The following is a 17,195-nucleotide window of genomic DNA, read 5'->3' on the forward strand; positions in this document are numbered from 1 at the left end:
TCTCCTTATTGTAGGGTCTTCATATAAGCACCCATGAGATTGGCATCCTGCTGATAGTGACAGGCACGAATAGCAGGTAGATAAGGAAATTCTTCTGGATATTCCTTTTGTATAGCCTCTAGTTGCTCCTGAATGACTTGGATAAAGACTGGATTCTGGCTGATAGAGCCGCCGATAGCCAGCACTTCTGGTTCCAGGAAATAGGAGATATTTAAAATGCCATAGGCCAGATTGCGTGTCATTTCTTCAATGGCTAATTGACATACCTCATCTCCCTGTTCTGCTAGTTCAAAAATCCGCTTCCCGTTCCAATCTTCCACAGCTTCCTCATACTGACTAGCAACCTGTCTGACCAAACTTCCAGTAGAAGCCAGTTGGGACCAGTTTTTTAGAGGTCCCTTTCCAGTAGCAATCAGCATATAGCCAAATTCGCCACCGAAACCTTGTCTCCCTCGAATGAGTTTTCTATCCACAATCAAGGCACCACCGATACCTGTCCCACAGACGACACAGGCAAAGGTCGATAACTGGTCATCAACAGCCAATTCACTCAGACCGACACAATTGGCATCATTTTCCAAATAAACAGGACAGCCATACTGACTTAATAAGTCATACCAAGATACACCATGGATATAAGGAACCGCACTCAGCCCCTGGATAATACCTGTTTCAAGGTCTACCGCTCCAGGTATACTGAGGGAAATGGCCTCCAAGCCGCCTACCGGCTGAATAACACTGTCCATAAGCGCCAATAATTCTGCTAAACTGGCCGGTGTTGGCCATTCCTGTCGATGGTTGATCTGCTTATCTGAACCAATCAGGGCCGCCTTTATGCCCGTACCTCCAATATCAAAACAAGCTACTACCATATTCTTTCTCCTTTTCAAGATAGCCAACGACCTCTGTTCGGATTGCCTGAGGTTCAATCCTAACCGGCAAAACCTCTAGTGGTTCTTCTAGCAAATCAACCCCTTCAGTCCACTCGCTCCAGCCTGCTAACTGCTCCTGGCTCATATTGTAATAACGGAGCAGGATGCGGTCCGAAGTTTCTGCCACCTTCAAAGAAGTCACACATAAGCAATCCTCTTCCAGTGCTGGATGATTCAAAAACTGATGATTGCAAGGCAAGTGTCCACTATGGCTGGTTACTTGTTTGGTTAGCAGGTGTCCTTGGAAGGCTTGAGCTCTTTGGAAGCTGGCAAAACCTTCCTCTACCGAGCAAATTTCAAGAGCATAATCCAACTGACATTCCCTCAAACACTGGGCTTCTGGTGTTGGGAAGTAGCCCCAATCTCCCAACTCTCCAGTCGCACGAAGTAGTGTCAAAGCTATCTTGCCCCTGTCTAGGATTTCATACTCATGTAGGCCCTTACTCGAAACGGTCATGGCTTGTCGACCATCTGATAGACAAATAAAACTACGATGACGTTGAGGATTGGACGGATTTTCCCAAGCTGGATGAGGCTGATTTGGACGTTCAACGACTTCAAAGATAGAATCCGCCAAGTGGTTCTCAGCTTCTATACCAATATCAAAGACAGCTCGTAAGCGATGGTCCTTGATTTGGTTGTGGAAATTGGTCTGGATGCGAATGTGTGGTTGATGGCGGTAGAGGGTCAGATAGGTGGTAAGGAGCAGGTCTTTCTTTTCCTGACTCCTTTGAGAGGTTCGATGTTTAAATTCTATCAGGCGCTTCTGTTCATCTTCCAGACTTGTTTCCATAGCTATAGGCAGTTGCAAACGATGAATGACCTTGGCAATGCTGACTGCTTCTGTTTGGTAGACAAGACCGAAGTCCTCTATCTGACCATCGATTGGTTGATCATTCTTAGGCGCCATAAAGATGTATTCATTACCCAAATCTCCACAATCTTCAAACCGTAGCCAGTCTTTATAGGCTTGACCCCTTCTCTTGTCTTCTAGTAAGAGCTGACCATCCACCACGTCAATACGGTAGTAATCATTCTCAAACTGTTCACTTAAACGGCTATTCACCCTAGTGTCACCAATCGGCTTGACTTGATAGGTCTGCCATGAAAATGGTGCCTGATTTTCCACTACAAAGCGGACACGAATCTGGCGGGCAAAATTGGCAGAGCGAAAAGCATCTTTTGGTAAATCGTAGCGGAAGTTGACACCTAGATCTTCAATGGTTGCTTCCAGCTCTTGGCCTTGACTGGTAAAGAGACCCAAGGCTGGCAGAGAAATAGCTGCCATGGATTGGAAATGTTGTTCTAACTGCCCATCTCGGAAATCTTCCTGTTCAACAAGCAAATCAACCTCCACTAGCTGGGTTTGTCGGCAGGCTGTAGTATTGAAAACCGTAAATAGTAAGCCGTCTAATTGGCTAGAATCCACCTGCTTTTCCCACCTGTCTAGGGAGCGCTGGCTCAGGAAATGAGCGACTTGCTTGACCTTCTTAAAGCGAGTTTCCATCTCACTATGCACCTGGTCTACGCTACAACCACAGATGCTATCATGGGGGGCATTCTGCAACAAGAGTTTCCAGGCATAGCGCAACTCATCTCTCGGCACCTTATCTCCTGTCATCACCACCAAGGGTTCTACAACTTGTTCCAAAAGCTGACTGGCTTGGTCATTGGCCTGCTTGAGATAGATTCTCGAAGAGGCCGTATTTGCCAAGGTGTACCAGCCATCTGTTTCCTGGCTAGTCAATTCTCCCTTGACGCGGCTAAGGTCCTCGGGTAACTCTTCCTTGACAGCAGCTATGTATTCTTCAAAGCTTGAATGAACAAAGTCTATATCTGGATACAATGTTCGAGCCAGTCGCAAAGCTTGGCTGAGATTTTTCTGGACAGGCTGGTGATCACAGCCATTCATCAGCAGATAGTGGGAGGTTGAAGCGTATTTGCGGACATCTGCAAATTTTTTCTCCCAGAAAACACGCGCGTCCTCCTCATCAACTGGGATTTCATTGCCATTGCTGTACCAGTTAGCAAATAAAATTCCCAGAACCTGACTGCCATCTGCCCCCTCCCAAATCATCTCCGAGAAAGTGGACTGGAATTGGTCATCTCCCAGAACCTGATTATCAAAGCCAACTGGTTTAACCCCACGACCAAACAAGGCCACATCTATACCAGCCTGACGCAGTAGCTGAGGAGCCTGCCCCATATTGCCAAAAGTATCTGGATAGTAGCCAATCTTCGGAGCCTGTCCCCACTTCTTGCTTTCCAAGTGGCCCAGAAGGGTATTGCGCATATTGGCCTCGCTGGTGATGAGGTAATCATCCTGCAAGATGTAAAAGGGTCCAATAATCAGCCGACTGTCTTGAATGTATTTCTTCAATAATTCTCGATTCTGCGGACGAATTTCCAGATAGTCATCTAGAACAATGGTCTGACCATCTAGATGAAAACTCCGAAACTCAGGATCTGTTTCAAATAAGTCAAATAAGTCATCAAATAGCTCTACTAAGCGCATCCGATGTTCTTCCAAAGGAAGATACCACTCCCTATCCCAGTGGCTATGTGAAATAATATGAACCGTTTCTTTTCCCATTTTATTCCTCCGGTCGTATATCATAATAATCTAAAACCAATTCGCAAAACATCATATTTGCCCAGGAGAACCACTCCCTAGAGTAAAGCGTCGGATCATCCACATGGAAACTCTCATGCATCAGTCCTGTACCGCCATCACAGGCCACCATGGTATCCAATAAGCGCGCTTTTTCTTCCTTGTCATCCGTCGTCAATCCTTGAATAGCCAAGGCAATCGGCCAAATATAGCGATAGAAGGTATGACTGGAACCAAGACCCGCAGCATAGTCTCCCTCATAGTAATAGGGATTTTCTTGACTTAAAATAGTCCGACGGGTTGCCAAATAGATAGGATCATCTTTGGAACAATATCCTAGATAGGGAGCCGCCAACAAGCTAGGGACATTGGGATCATCCATGATCGACTGATTGCCCAATCCGTCCACTTCATAGGCAAAAATAGTTTCTCCCGCCTGATTCTTGGTCAGCCCGAAGGTCCGAATCCCCTGGTCAATTTCCTGCGCCAACTGTCTGGCACCTTCAGCTAAATCTGAGAACTCCTCACTGGCAAACTGCTCTGCTATTTCCCCTAAATAGCCCAAGACGACGACCGCAAACATATTTGAGGGGATGAGGTAAGGGTAGATACAGGCATCATCGCTTGGACGAAAACCAGACCAAGTCATCCCTGTATAGGCGCAGGGAGCCCCTTTCCCTTGGTGCGTGAGGGTATCCTCTAGCCGGTCAGTGTCCCGTTCAAAGCTATAAGGGGAGTTTTCATGGTGCTGCTCCAATTTCCAGAGTTGAACAATTTTTTCAGCTGCCCCAAAGAAGGTCTGGTTAAAATGGCTGGTTTCCCCTGTCGCTTTCCAAAGTAGATAGGCTAATTGAAGGGGATAGCAGAGGGAATCCACTTCATATTTTCGCTCCCAAATCCAGGGTCCCATCTGAGTGTGGTCAGTCTGGTGCCCATGTCCATTGGCTGCCTGATTAAAGGCATTGGCATAAGGATCCATCAAAATAAAGGCCATTTGCCGCTCTACCAGACCTACAATCATCTGGCGCAATGTCTCATCCTTGCCTGCTAGGGCTAGATAGGGTTTGACCTGGGCTGTCGAGTCCCTCAACCACATGGCTGGAATGTCCCCTGTTAAGACAAAAGTAGTCCCATCCTCCAGCTGACTAATGGTCCTATCAAGCGTATCCGTGTAACACCTTTCAAATACACTCCCCCAACTTGGGTGATCTGCTGTTTTCTTCTGAATGTCCGTTAGCCACTTCTCTATGATTTCTTTTGTATAAAACATGATTTCTCCTTTTCATCCTTTGCTCAGACTTCTTCCAACCTCTATCTGGCAAGTCCATATCATTTTCATTGGACACAAGGTTCCTAGTATCAGTCTATACAATTCCAAATGCAAATCCTATACACAAATTAAACGCATTTTTACACAAATATTGCCAGTTTTAGAAACCGCTTTCTTTTTGCTCCCTTTCTCTATATAATTAGAATGACACTACTTGTTATCAATATCGTCTTTTAGTTTACTTTTAATACTCGCTTCAAAGGTTTGGGAAACCTTTGAAGGCTGGAGATAGTGCGAACCAAGTTCGCTTCAAAAGCCGCAGACATAACTCAATGCTTTTCTTGTTTCTAGGTGACCAGCTGATGTACTTCGCTTTTTTGTTTTCAGGCTCAGGTACGAATAGTCCACCGGACTATTCGTATCCCCCAGACTGTTTCAATCAGGCAAGGCGAGTTCAAACACTCCAGTGGAGTGTTTGAAGTTGGAAATAAGGAAACGGAGTTTCCTCTTATGTCTAAGTAATAAAAGTCAACTAAATGACGATAAAATAAAAAAGAAAAGGATAACCTATGCATACCTCCATCGTTTCAACCATTGACACCCGCTATGGTACTTATAACTCACATGCCTTTTCAAACGGAAATACCCTGCCATTGACAGGTGCCCCTTTCGGCATGAATTATTTTGCTCCCCAGACCAGCGACCAGACTGGAAACTGGTGGTTCAATCCCTATGAACCTGTCTATCAAGGCATTCGCTTGACCCATCAACCCAGTCCTTGGTTGGGAGATTTTTCCTCCCTCCTATTGACGCCTGTCACAGGCGAATTAAGCCGAGATAGCCTCTTTCACCGTCAATCTAGCTACCAACTGGATCAGGCTGTTTTCCGACCTGACCTTCTTCAATTACAATCCAACCGCTATCGCTTGATAAGCCGTTTAGCTCCCAGCCGATACGGATCCAGTTTTGAGATAGCGTCTTTTGCTAACCAGCCTGTCGGAATAGTCTTCTATTCATCTGGAAAATCCATTTATCGACTGCTCAATCCTCATCAATTGCTCATTCAGATTTTTCAGGTCAGCGCCTGCCAATCCCCTGATTTCTGCATGTATGCTCTCCTAGAATTTGAAGAGGAAATAACAGAATGTTACCATCTGGTCAAGGATCGCAAGATAGCTAAAACGGAAGTGGTGGGAGAAGATTTGCACCTTCGCATCAACTTCTCAAGCACTTCTATCAAGGGGCGTTTGGCTACCTCTTTTATCAGCCCTGAGCAGGCCGCCTTTCTATTGAAAGATGTTCCTGACTTCCCCCAAGCCCAAAAACAGGCGGAAAGCAACTGGAACCAACTACTGGGCCGTGTTCAGATTCGTGACAAAAAAACAGAAGACATCAATTTCTTCTACCACTGCCTCTATCGTTGCCTACTTTACCCACAGACTTTCTACGAACCTAGTCCTGATGGACAAGCCATTCATTTTGACCCTATCAGCAACCAGGCCAAACTAGGCAAATTTTTCACCAACAACGGCTACTGGGACACCTTCCGTTCCTCCTATCCCCTGCTTTCACTTATCTACCCAGACTATTTGGAAGAGTTTCTCCACGGCATTCTCCAACACTATCGAGATACTGGATTTTTACCCAAATGGCTATCACCAGACGAACGCGGTATCATGCCAGGAACTCTTGTAGATGGAGTCATTGCTGATGCGGCCTGCAAGGGACTTGTTCCTGATTTGATGGAAGATTTTCTCCAGGCCATGATAGAAACCAGTCAAAAGACCGATGCGGATCAGCGCTACGGTCGCCATGGTAGTCAGATTTACCGCCAGTTAAACTATCTCCCTCTTGATTTCAACGAATCTGTGAGCCATTCTCTTGATTATGCCTACAGTGATTGGGCTATCAGCCAAGTAGCAGAAAAACTGGAGCAGGACCAACTGGCTAAGCAGTACGCTCAAATGAGCCTGGGCTACCGACAGTTATTCGATAGCCAAACAGGTCTCATGCGTGCCAAGGATAGACAGAAACAATTCCGAGCAGATTTTTCCCCTCTAAGCTGGGGAAGAGACTATGCCGAATGTTCTGCCCTACAAGCAACCCTGTCTGTCTTTCATGACATCGATGGACTGATCGAATTGATGGGCGGAAAAGAAGCCTTTACCACCTACCTCATCCAACTGTGCAATCAGGAAGCTTTTTTCTCACCTGAACAGTACGGCTACGAAATCCACGAAATGTCTGAAATGGCACAAGCCAATCTCGGTCAGCTTGCTATTTCAAATCAACCGAGCTTCCATATCCCTTATCTTTTCCAATGGTCCACCAAACCAGAATACACTAGTCTGCTCATTCACAAAATCAGACAAACAGCTTTCAAGACAGGTTTTCAAGCCTATCCAGGTGACGAGGATAATGGTAGCCTTTCAGCCTGGTACATTTTCTCCTGTCTAGGCTTCTATCCTGTCTGTCCAGGAAAAGCTGACTACCAAATCGGACTACCGCATTTTAAGGAAGTAGACTTGCTACTTGCAGATCAACACAAGCTGACCATTTCTACTCCAAAGAGCGATGCAAATTTCCAATTTGTCAAGCAAGTTTCATTAGACACACAAGTCATCCAAACCATCAAGCATGACCAACTGATAAAATCAAACTGCCTAGAATTTGACCTATCTATACTTCCAAGTAAGGAGCCATACTCTTAGAACAATAAATAGTCAGGGAACAAACCCTGACTATTTATTTTATTCACCTTGCTTTCTGAGCTTAGCTAACTGAGATAGGCCAGCCAGAGCCATACCAACTAACCCAAGAAGGACATACTTCTCCTGATAGGTATCACCAGTTTGTGGAAGACCGCTCTTCTGCAGAGAAGCATCTCTGATCTGCTTTTCAACCTGCGGGCTATTTTCTACCATTAAAGTCTTCTCCTGCTGGATAGGCAAACCGCTGCCGACCTCCACTATTTTCGGCTGACTCTCATTAGCAACTGTTCGTGAATACAGCTCGCGACGGCCATCACTATAGACTAGGTGAGCTACCATCATTTGACCATCCGCCCCCTCCTGAACAATTCGCTCTTTGCCCAGTGGCAAATCAGTGCTGGTCCGTTTGATGACTTGTCTCGGCACCAGCTCATAGGTCAAATCCATCCTCGGTTTTTCAGGAGTCAGTAAATTCTTAGACTCCATCGAATCTCTTGTACCGACATGCGTTACCAGACTAGACTGTTCAAACAAATCAGTCCATTCATTGAGCAGCTCCTTCATCTCATCTGGACGAATACTATCTGAACCCAAAATTTTCTCAGTTTTTTCAAGTAAAGAACTCAGCTCAGAAGAATTTATAGGCGTATCTATTCCTTTCACCTCTTGGATTAGCTGATTGAGACGTCCAAGATCTGCTTGGTAAAGTTTCTCCCCATCCAGCTCTCCTAACTGTTTCTCTAAAAGAGTTTGAGCGGCTTCAACCTGCTCGACTGTCCGATTGGTATCTGCTACCACAGACTGAGCTTCTTCCAAGGCAGTTTGCAAGGCAAGTTGTGTCTGCTCACTAGAATAGAGATAGGCTGTTTGGGTTTGTAGAGCCTCAATTTCTGCTATTTTCTGCTTTAGATACTCATCATTGACGATTGGCTTCGGTGAAACAAGGACATCAAATGAAGTCTCCAAACCAGCATACCGTAAACCTAGGCTCTGACGCCCCTCTTTACGGGAATCGAAACCAACAATTTCTACTCCAGCTTCTGTCAAAGAGAAGGACTGAGTTGACTCATCGTCATAGATAATAACAAATCGACCATTTGTGATATCCAAATCATCTCCTACAACATACTGCACTTTTGGTAACTGTTGGATTTCTAGACCGACTGCTTTTTTCTCACCTTGGGCTATATCTTCAACAACATATACCGTCAGTGGCTGAGCAAGTGTTTCGCCTAGATAAGAAACGGTCAATGTTTGTTCACCTAATTTTTGCGGATCATATCCCCTTACTGTAACTGCCGGATTGGTGGTATTCACTCGTTCAGCAGGCCAATCTCCTTCAAAAGCTACACGGAATTGTGCTCCTGCAAGCGATAAAGGACTACCTTGTCGGTAAACTTTTTTCTCTAGGGGAGCTATCCATTCCATCGCTTTCACGACTTTTTCACCTTGCGGAACGCGAATGGCCAATAGATTGCTCCAATCCTTTCCTTCCTCCAGAGTACGGTAGTAAATGAACTCAGGCAGGGACTCAAAGCGAATCGGGTCGAATATAAGATTTCCTGACTCTGTCGATTCCAATTCTGCCAGTGGTTTTACGGCATCTGAACTAGAATAAAGTGCTATTTTCCGATTGGCAGGGACATCCTTGAAACCTACTTGAATCTGATGATTACCGAGATGGCGAGCAACAGCATGGGTCATCGGAATGTTTTGTGTCTCCATGTCCAATTCTTCATACATACGCCAATTATAAATACGAATGGCCTTCCAAGGAGTGCCATTATCAGAAGTCAAGACATCCAAACGCCATTCCTGCGCTCGAATTGGCTTGTCCAATACGATGTCTGTTACATGATCACGATTGCCACGAACTTCTTTGGCTAACACCCAGTCACCATTCTCATTTTTATAATAGAGATCGAAATCCTTGGTGTTCATTAAGCCATCATTGACCGATTCACCACCTGCACCAGCATGATCCATAGCCCATCGCACGACTGTCCGAGGTTGGGTCAAACGAATATCTACATGGCCACTCAATTGATGGGAAGACCATTTATCTGACAGACTGGTGATGGTCCCATTCAACATGCCCTCAATGCCTTCTCCACCTTCTTTTTTTGCAAAACTTGAACCGATGACTTCTGCTCCGAGAACAATGTTTTCTGCCAATGGTTTAGGAAGGCTAGTATCTTTCACCGTCATTTCCCAATCAAAGATAAACTCCCCAGCTTCCGAACGCAAACCGTTTTTCCCAACGGCATGAACTTTCAAAGCCTGGGTTCGACCTTCTGCCTGAGCAGAACGAACTAGCTGAGGGAGGTAAATCCTTGTATTAGAAGAACCTGTCAGCAATTTCCACTGTCCGTCAACCTGCGCATAGACTTCATAATAGTCTGCATCATCTGTCCCTGTAAAGCTAATCACAGCTTCAGCATCTTGGGCATTCTTCAATCGCTTAGCAAGGACTTGGCCATCTTTCGGTGCAGTAGGTGAATTTTCTTGGTCATAAACAGCCAACTGCCCTAAACGAAAATCAAAATCCGACAGCGCTGCTTCATTTTCAACAACCACTTGGATACCGTACACTGTCTTTCCTGCCAGACTAGATAAATCAAAAGTCTGATCTTGCCAATCTCCTGATAGTTTAAGCAAGCGCCACGCTTCTTTATTCGCAAATTGATAATCTGGTTCAAGCGCTAGAGCTAGGGAGATATTTGCACCTTGCCCTCCTTTGTGCGCAACCCTTAAACGACTTGTTTCTGATAGAGGAATCTTGGTGGAATACAACTTAACTTCCTGCTTACCATTCTTTTCCAAATTGCCTGTAAAACGAAGAGAGTTGCCCCCATTATAGGCATCATCAAAATCATAAGCCGCAGCAAGCTTTTCACCACTTGCTTCAATCCACCACCGCCAGGTTGGTAAAATACCAGACACAGAGCGATAATTCCATTCCCCATCCTTGGCAACCTTGCCATCTACAAACCATTTTTTCCCGTGCCCTGTATTAAAGGAACTATTGAAATTACTGCTTGTAATAGCCGTCTTATCCGCAATGAGATTTGCCAAGCCATACCAATTTTTATCCGAAGGTTTCTGCTTGGTTGGATCACCTTGATAGCCTGTAAAGAAGATATTCTCATTCTCATGATAATCCTCACCCGTCGCACCCAAACTTGTAATGGTATCTGGCGCAAACAGACCGAGTGATAATTTCAATTTCCCATTTTCATCAAACAGAGCATCCCAGTTAATTTGCGTTTTGTAAGAGCCTCCCCGTTGCAATTCAAATCCAGCAAAAATATCAAATGGATCTCGACCGATTCGTTTCGCCACTTCGATTGAATAGTTATTTTTCGCCCGTGTCCAGTTAAAATTCGCAAAGAAACGATCCGCAGGGACCTTGTCTCCTTCCTTTTCCATAAACGGATAGTTGTACTCACCCAAACCATCTTCGTGATAGCGACCATATTCGTAGGTCATGGCATCATACCAAGAATACGTAATCGGATAACCAATCGATTCTGCATATTCCTTGGTATAGAGCATGAAGTTTCTCATTGTTTCCCCTAATGGTTGAACCATGCTTCCTGTAGTCTCTTGATTAATGAAATAACCATCGAAACCATAGTATTTTGCCATATCTACCAACTTACGAGCCACAGGAAAACTTCCATCAGGATCCTGTCTCATAGAAGCCACAAACTTCTCTTGGTCTTCAATACTACTGGACCAATTGTAGAAAATCGTTCCCAAAACAGGCACACCATTGCGGTGTCCAGCATCAATGACGTCTGGGCTAGGAATCAAGCCTTCCCAAAATACCATTGAATCAATATACTGCCAGTAATCAAAGGCATAGGCTTTAAACTCTTCTCCCCCAACAGAGGCATGGTCTTTCGCCTTAGAGTTGGTATTTGAAAGAGCTTCTACCTTTGCATTCTCATTGGCTCTCTCATTGACGACATGCCCTCTAAAGCGCTCAACCAACTCTACAGAAGCACGGTTCAAATCATCATCTGGACGAGCACCCGGCTCCCAGGCAAGCACCTGATCCCAGTTGTCAAACTTAATCTCTTTCGGACGAATTCCTTGATCCTCTACCTGAGGAAAATCAGAAAGCAACAGACCAAAATCCGAAGAATCTATCTCTTTATCTTCCGCTTCCTCTGTATCCTCTAGTTTATTTTCTGGATTATCAGACGGAGTTGAAGGTAGTTTTTCTTCTCTACTATCTGATACAGATACTTCTCCATTCAACTCTTCGGTCACCGCTTTCTCATCTGCTGAAATTGGTGATATTCCTTCCTCAGCTTCGGTCTTTTCCACATGTTCGTTCCCTACCGAAGAGAGCTCAACAGCTGGCTCTGACAAGCTGTCCACATTTTCTAGCTGGTCCGCAGAAACCTGTGTCCCAAATAAGGTCGCACCAATCAAAACAGAACAGGCACCTATTGTAAATTTTCGAATACCGAATCGCTCACGTTTGTCGAAATCACATTTTGTCATATTTTCCTCCTACACAATTCTAGTGCTACAGCTATTCTCAATTTACTCCTTTCCAGATCATAGTTGGCACATGCTACCTTTGATAGAACAGCTATCACACGAAGTTTATCAGGTTTTATTAATTCCATTGTACAGAGGAAAAATATGACCTTCAAGCCCTCATGGTCCCCTTCTTTAAATCAGATAAAAAGAACTTTAGTTTAGAGAAAACAAAAAAGAGGAAGTTTCCCTCCTCATTGTCTTAGTTAATTATTTTCTACAAACTCAATACACCAGCCCACCAGTTCATCCAGGCGTTCCATCTGCTCGGTCATGTGCAAATAGCCCAAAACCGCCTCAAAACCTGTGGACATTCGATAGGTGACCACATCCGCATTCTTAGCCTTGGTGTGGCTATTGGCATTACGCCCCCGCTTGTAGATTTCTTCCTCTTTTTCGGTCAATAGCTGAGCTTCTAAGAGGGCAGAAATCAGGCTTGCCTGAGCCTTAGCCGAGACGTATTTGTTAGCCTCACCGTGCAATTTATTAGGCTTGGTCAGCCCCTTGAAAATCAAGTGCCGTCTGATATACATGGAATAGACAGCATCCCCTTCAAAAGCCAGGGCAATACCGTTGATGAGATTGACATCTACTGCCTTAGTCACGTGTCCACCTCACACCATCCTTGGTATCCAAGAGCTTGATGCCCTGGGCTTCCAATTCATCACGAATGCGGTCAGCCGTCGCAAAATCCCGATTGGCACGCGCTGCTTGACGTTCTTCTATTAATGCTTCAATCTCGCTGTCCAAGACTTCTTCTTCAAAGACAATACCGAACACTTGCAGCATGTTTCCAAAGGCTACTTTTACAGTTTCATCGTAGTTGCCAGAGTTGATCCATTTGGCAAAGTCAAAGATAGCCGTAATCCCATTTGCCGCATTGAAATCATCATCCATTGCCGCTTCAAAGGCTGCCAAATGCAATTCAAGACCTGACTTATCCACAGAGTTTTGCACAGGTTGTGTATAAGTATTTTTTAGATATTTGAGATTGATTTCCGCATCTGAAATAGCCTTCTCAGTGTAGTTGAGTGGACGGCGGTAGTGCTGGGTCGATAGGAAGAATCGCAAGACCTGACCGTCAATTTGCTCCAACATATCATGGGCTGTCAGGAAATTGCCCAAGGACTTGGACATCTTCTCATCATTGATATTGAGCATGGCATTGTGCATCCAGTAGTTGGCAAAGGTTTGCCCTGTTTTGCACTCAGACTGGGCGATCTCATTGGTATGGTGAGGGAATTCCAAGTCCGCACCACCACCGTGAATATCAATGGTATCTCCCAAAATCTCTGTCGCCATAACCGAACACTCGATATGCCAACCTGGACGACCTGCTCCCCAAGGACTTTCCCAATAAACTTCGCCTGGCTTGGCAGTTTTCCACAGGGCAAAGTCGAAGGGGTGTTCTTTGAGTTGACCTTCTCCCTCAACACGACCAGAAGCCCCAGCTTCTAAGTCAGGCAGCGTTTTGTTGGCCAAACGAGCATAATTCTCAGCCTTTTCCACACGGAAATAAACATCGCCAGCCGCTTCATAAGCGTATCCCTTGTCAATCAAGACCTGCACAAAATCAATGATTTCATCCATGTAGTCAATAACGCGAGGATTTTTGGTAGCTGGTTTGACACCTAACTTTGCCACATCTTCCTTGAAAGCTGCGATAAACTTATCAGAAAGTTCCTTGGTTGTCATGCCTGCTTCATTAGCAGCTTTGATAATCTTGTCATCCACATCCGTAAAGTTAGAAATGTACGCTACATCAAAGCCACGGTATTCAAAATAGCGGCGGATGGTATCAAAAGCCACGACACTACGGGCATTTCCGATATGGATATAGTTGTAAACCGTTGGACCGCAAACATACATCTTGACCTTACCCTCTTCCAAGGGCACAAAGTCACGCAAACTGCGAGTCATGGTATCGTAAATTTTAATCATAGTTTCTCCATTACTTCTGAGTATTCTTTAGGACTTGATACTTTTGATACAATTTTACTAGCCAATAAGCTGTCACTGCCAGCCAAATCATCCCTAGCTGCCAGTTTCCTTGGGAAAACTTAAGGATAGATAGAATTGTTCCAGCGATGGAGGTCAACACATAAGGCCAGTTTTGTCTTACTAATTTTTTTAACATGATGTACTTTCTAATTTTCTTGCAATCGCCATAGCCACTTCAAAGAAGGTCATACTGTCAGCCATCCGCTTTCCTACAAATGTGACGAACGGTGGCTGGCTTCTCGTAATTCCGCAAGCTTAGTCGTGTAGTGTTCACGGCCATCTTCCATGTCATGAATGACCTTCTCATCTTTTTGACCGTGTACACGGACAATTTTAGCTGGCATACCGACCACTGTCACATCTGCTGGAACATCGGCTAGGACAACGGCAGCTGCACCCACTTTAGCATTTTCTCCGATTTCAACTGGTCCAATAACCTGTGCGTGTGCAGAAACAAGGGCACCCTTTCGGACAGTTGGATGGCGTTTACCCGTATCCTTTCCTGTTCCACCAAGCGTTACGCCGTGGTAGAGCATGACACCAGACTCAATAATAGCTGTCTCACCGATAACCAAACCAGCTCCATGGTCAATGAAGACTCCCGAAGCAATCTCGGCACCTGGATGAATCTCAATATTGGTCCAAAAGCGCCAAAATTGGCTGTGCATCCGAGCCAAGAGTTTAAAGCCTTTTTTCCACATCCAATGGGACAGACGGTGGGCAGCCAAGGCCTTGACACCTGGGTAGGTCAAAAGAACTTCCAAGGTCGTCCGTGCTGCCGGATCTTTTTCTTTTACAATCTCAATGGTGTCCTTCCACCAACCCATAGTCACTCCTTCTAGCGAGAAGACAAGCCCGCTACCGAACTTGTCTACTCAGCTTATTTCTTTTCAACCTTGTGGAATTTGAATTCACCAAAGTTGTTATCTTTTTTCTCTTTGTTGTCTTTATGACGGCGTGGTCTGTCAGAACGCTCGCGTTTTTCTGGCTCCACATAACCTTCTGGTTTTGGAAGAAGAGCCTTCATAGAAGCGTCAATACGTCCTTTATCATCAATCTTGATGACTTTAACATCGACAATATCGCCGATTTCAACTAGGTCTTCTGGTTTATTGACACGAGTCCAAGCCATTTCAGAAACGTGGACCAGGGCATCTGTCTTGTCAAAGAGGTTGACAAAGGCACCGAATTTCTCCAAACGGACAACTTTTGCCTGGAAGACTTCGTCCACTTTTGCCTCACGAACAAGGCCTGCGATGATTTCCTTGGTCCGCTCAATCGCATCGCGATCTGGTGAGAAGATCGCCACAAGACCGTCTTCGTCAATATCGATTTTCACGCCAGTTTCTGCAATAATCTTATCGATGGTTTCGCCACCCTTACCGATAACAATCTTGATCTTATCTATATCAATCTTGATAGTGTCAATCTTCGGTGCAGTTGGTGCCAAGTCAGGACGAACTTCTGGGATTGTCGCTTCGATGACATCAAGGATTTCAAAACGTGCCTTCTTAGCTTGTGCCAAGGCTTCTTCCAAGATTTGCGGTGTGATACCATCGATCTTGATGTCCATTTGAAGGGCTGTGATGCCGTCACGAGTACCCGCCACCTTGAAGTCCATGTCACCAAAGTGATCCTCAAGACCTTGAATATCGGTCAAGACAGTGTAGTTGGTACCGTCTGAAATCAGACCCATGGCAATCCCTGCAACTGGTGCCTTGATTGGCACACCACCTGCCATAAGGGCAAGGGTACCAGCTGTGATAGAAGCCTGCGATGAAGAACCGTTTGATTCCAAGACTTCTGCTACCAAGCGGATAGCGTAAGGGAAGTCTTCCAAGCTAGGTAGAACTTGCTCGAGAGCACGCTCACCAAGGGCACCGTGACCGATCTCACGACGGCCAGGTGCACCGTAGCGACCAGTTGAGCCCACTGAATATTGTGGGAAGTTGTAATGGTGCAAGAAGCGTTTCTTGTACTCGTCGTCCAATCCGTCGATGATTTGAGTTTCACCCATTGGGGCCAAGGTCAAGACAGAAAGAGCTTGCGTTTGACCACGGGTAAAGAGACCTGAGCCATGAACGTTTGGCAAGAAGTCCACTTCTGCGTCCAGCGGACGAATTTCATCCACACGACGACCGTCTGGGCGGACCTTGTCTTCTGTAATCAAACGACGAACTTCTGCGTGCTCCATGAGTTCCAAGATTTCATGGACATCCCGCATGATGCGGTCGAATTCTTCGTGTTCAGCATATTTTTCTTCGTAGGCTGCGATGACGGTCTCACGCACCGCATTGGTCGCATCTTCACGGGCCAATTTTTCTTCTACCTGCACCGCTTTTTTCAAATCGTCATTGTAAGCTGCGACAATCTCAGCCTGCAATTCTGGGTCCACTTGAAGAAGTTCCACATCTGCCTTTTCCTTGCCGACTGCTGCCACGATTTGATTTTGGAAGTCAAGGAGTTCTTGAATAGCCTCATGACCTTTGAGGAGTGCTTCCAACATGATGTCTTCTGACAATTCTTTGGCACCAGACTCTACCATGTTGATGGCGTCCTTGTTACCAGCTACTGTCAAGTCAAGGAGAGACTCTTCCATCTGAGCCTTGTCAGGGTTGATGATGAGTTCACCATTGACATAACCGACCTGGACACCTGCGATTGGACCGTTGAATGGGATGTCTGAGATTGCCAATGCCAATGAAGAACCAAACATGGCTGCCATTGGAGCAGAGGCATCTGGATCGTAAGAAAGAACTGTGTTGATGACTTGAACTTCGTTACGGAAGCCTTCCGCAAACATTGGACGAATCGGACGGTCAATCAAACGAGCTGTCAAGGTCGCATCGGTTGACGGACGGCCTTCACGCTTCATCCAGCCACCTGGGAATTTCCCAGCAGCGTACATTTTCTCTTCATAGTTGACTTGGAGTGGGAAGAAATCACCCGTTGCCATTTTCTTGGACATAACTGCCGCTGTAAGGACTGTTGAGTCGCCATAGCGAACAACAACCGCACCATTGGCTTGTTTGGCAACCTGGCCAGTTTCAACGACTAGTTTCTTGCCAGCAAAAACCGTTTCAAATACTTGTTTTGACATGAATTGTCTCCTATTT

The 17,195-nt window shown here is 45.4% G+C and carries 9 protein-coding genes; 1 reads left to right on the forward strand and 8 read right to left on the reverse strand.

Features of this window, described 5'->3' with window-relative positions; translation table 11 throughout:
- Positions 1-5: 5 nt before the first annotated feature.
- From GPW69_RS09230 to GPW69_RS09240, 3 genes are read right to left on the reverse strand one after another with little or no spacing between them, the layout of a single operon-like run.
- Positions 6-872 carry an ROK family protein gene (locus tag GPW69_RS09230; protein ID WP_074391641.1) on the reverse strand — a complete coding sequence of 289 codons (867 nt, stop codon included), beginning with the start codon at positions 870-872 and terminating at the stop codon, positions 6-8.
- Entirely contained in the window at positions 853-3,525 is a 2,673-nt protein-coding gene (locus GPW69_RS09235) for an alpha-mannosidase (RefSeq protein WP_074391640.1), read from the reverse strand. The genes GPW69_RS09230 and GPW69_RS09235 overlap by 20 nt, the downstream gene beginning before the upstream one ends.
- A gap of 1 nt (position 3,526) precedes the next feature.
- Positions 3,527-4,813, reverse strand: a complete 1,287-nt coding sequence (locus tag GPW69_RS09240; RefSeq protein ID WP_044761615.1) for a glycoside hydrolase family 125 protein — start codon at positions 4,811-4,813, stop codon at positions 3,527-3,529.
- Positions 4,814-5,382: 569 nt separating this feature from the next.
- Between GPW69_RS09240 and GPW69_RS09245 the strand changes: the two genes are divergently transcribed.
- Positions 5,383-7,524: a GH92 family glycosyl hydrolase gene (locus tag GPW69_RS09245; RefSeq protein ID WP_074391639.1), complete on the forward strand. Its 2,142-nt coding sequence runs from the start codon at positions 5,383-5,385 to the stop codon at positions 7,522-7,524.
- Between the two features lie 39 nt (positions 7,525-7,563).
- Here GPW69_RS09245 and GPW69_RS09250 read toward each other — a convergent pair whose 3' ends face one another.
- The 5 genes from GPW69_RS09250 to pnp all read right to left on the reverse strand — a co-directional run bounded on the left by GPW69_RS09250 (position 7,564) and on the right by pnp (position 17,179).
- Positions 7,564-12,039: an endo-beta-N-acetylglucosaminidase gene (locus GPW69_RS09250; protein WP_074391638.1), complete on the reverse strand. Its 4,476-nt coding sequence runs from the start codon at positions 12,037-12,039 to the stop codon at positions 7,564-7,566.
- 245 nt (positions 12,040-12,284) lie between these two features.
- Positions 12,285-12,683 carry a Mini-ribonuclease 3 gene (locus GPW69_RS09255; protein WP_024407940.1) on the reverse strand — a complete coding sequence of 133 codons (399 nt, stop codon included), beginning with the start codon at positions 12,681-12,683 and terminating at the stop codon, positions 12,285-12,287.
- Complete coding sequence (gene cysS / locus GPW69_RS09260; RefSeq protein ID WP_074391637.1) at positions 12,676-14,019, reverse strand: cysteine--tRNA ligase; 1,344 nt, start codon at positions 14,017-14,019, stop codon at positions 12,676-12,678. The genes GPW69_RS09255 and cysS overlap by 8 nt, the downstream gene beginning before the upstream one ends.
- 269 nt (positions 14,020-14,288) lie before the next feature.
- Positions 14,289-14,906, reverse strand: a complete 618-nt coding sequence (gene cysE / locus GPW69_RS09270) for a serine O-acetyltransferase (RefSeq protein ID WP_015647409.1) — start codon at positions 14,904-14,906, stop codon at positions 14,289-14,291.
- A gap of 53 nt (positions 14,907-14,959) precedes the next feature.
- Positions 14,960-17,179: a polyribonucleotide nucleotidyltransferase gene (gene pnp, locus GPW69_RS09275; protein WP_074391636.1), complete on the reverse strand. Its 2,220-nt coding sequence runs from the start codon at positions 17,177-17,179 to the stop codon at positions 14,960-14,962.
- Between the last annotated feature and the right edge of the window lie 16 nt (positions 17,180-17,195).

Origin of the sequence: Streptococcus suis, from assembly GCF_902702775.1 — a bacterium.
Taxonomy (GTDB): domain Bacteria; phylum Bacillota; class Bacilli; order Lactobacillales; family Streptococcaceae; genus Streptococcus; species Streptococcus hashimotonensis.

Excerpts from the sequence above, each read along its gene's own strand:
- pnp (WP_074391636.1), bottom strand. The coding sequence starts at position 17,179 with ATGTCAAAACAAGTATTTGAAACGGTTTTTGCTGGCAAGAAACTAGTC.
- GPW69_RS09235 (WP_074391640.1), bottom strand. The coding sequence starts at position 3,525 with ATGGGAAAAGAAACGGTTCATATTATTTCACATAGCCACTGGGATAGG.
- GPW69_RS09240 (WP_044761615.1), bottom strand. The coding sequence starts at position 4,813 with ATGTTTTATACAAAAGAAATCATAGAGAAGTGGCTAACGGACATTCAG.
- cysS (WP_074391637.1), bottom strand. The coding sequence starts at position 14,019 with ATGATTAAAATTTACGATACCATGACTCGCAGTTTGCGTGACTTTGTG.
- GPW69_RS09245 (WP_074391639.1), top strand. The coding sequence starts at position 5,383 with ATGCATACCTCCATCGTTTCAACCATTGACACCCGCTATGGTACTTAT.
- GPW69_RS09250 (WP_074391638.1), bottom strand. The coding sequence starts at position 12,039 with ATGACAAAATGTGATTTCGACAAACGTGAGCGATTCGGTATTCGAAAA.
- cysE (WP_015647409.1), bottom strand. The coding sequence starts at position 14,906 with ATGGGTTGGTGGAAGGACACCATTGAGATTGTAAAAGAAAAAGATCCG.
- GPW69_RS09230 (WP_074391641.1), bottom strand. The coding sequence starts at position 872 with ATGGTAGTAGCTTGTTTTGATATTGGAGGTACGGGCATAAAGGCGGCC.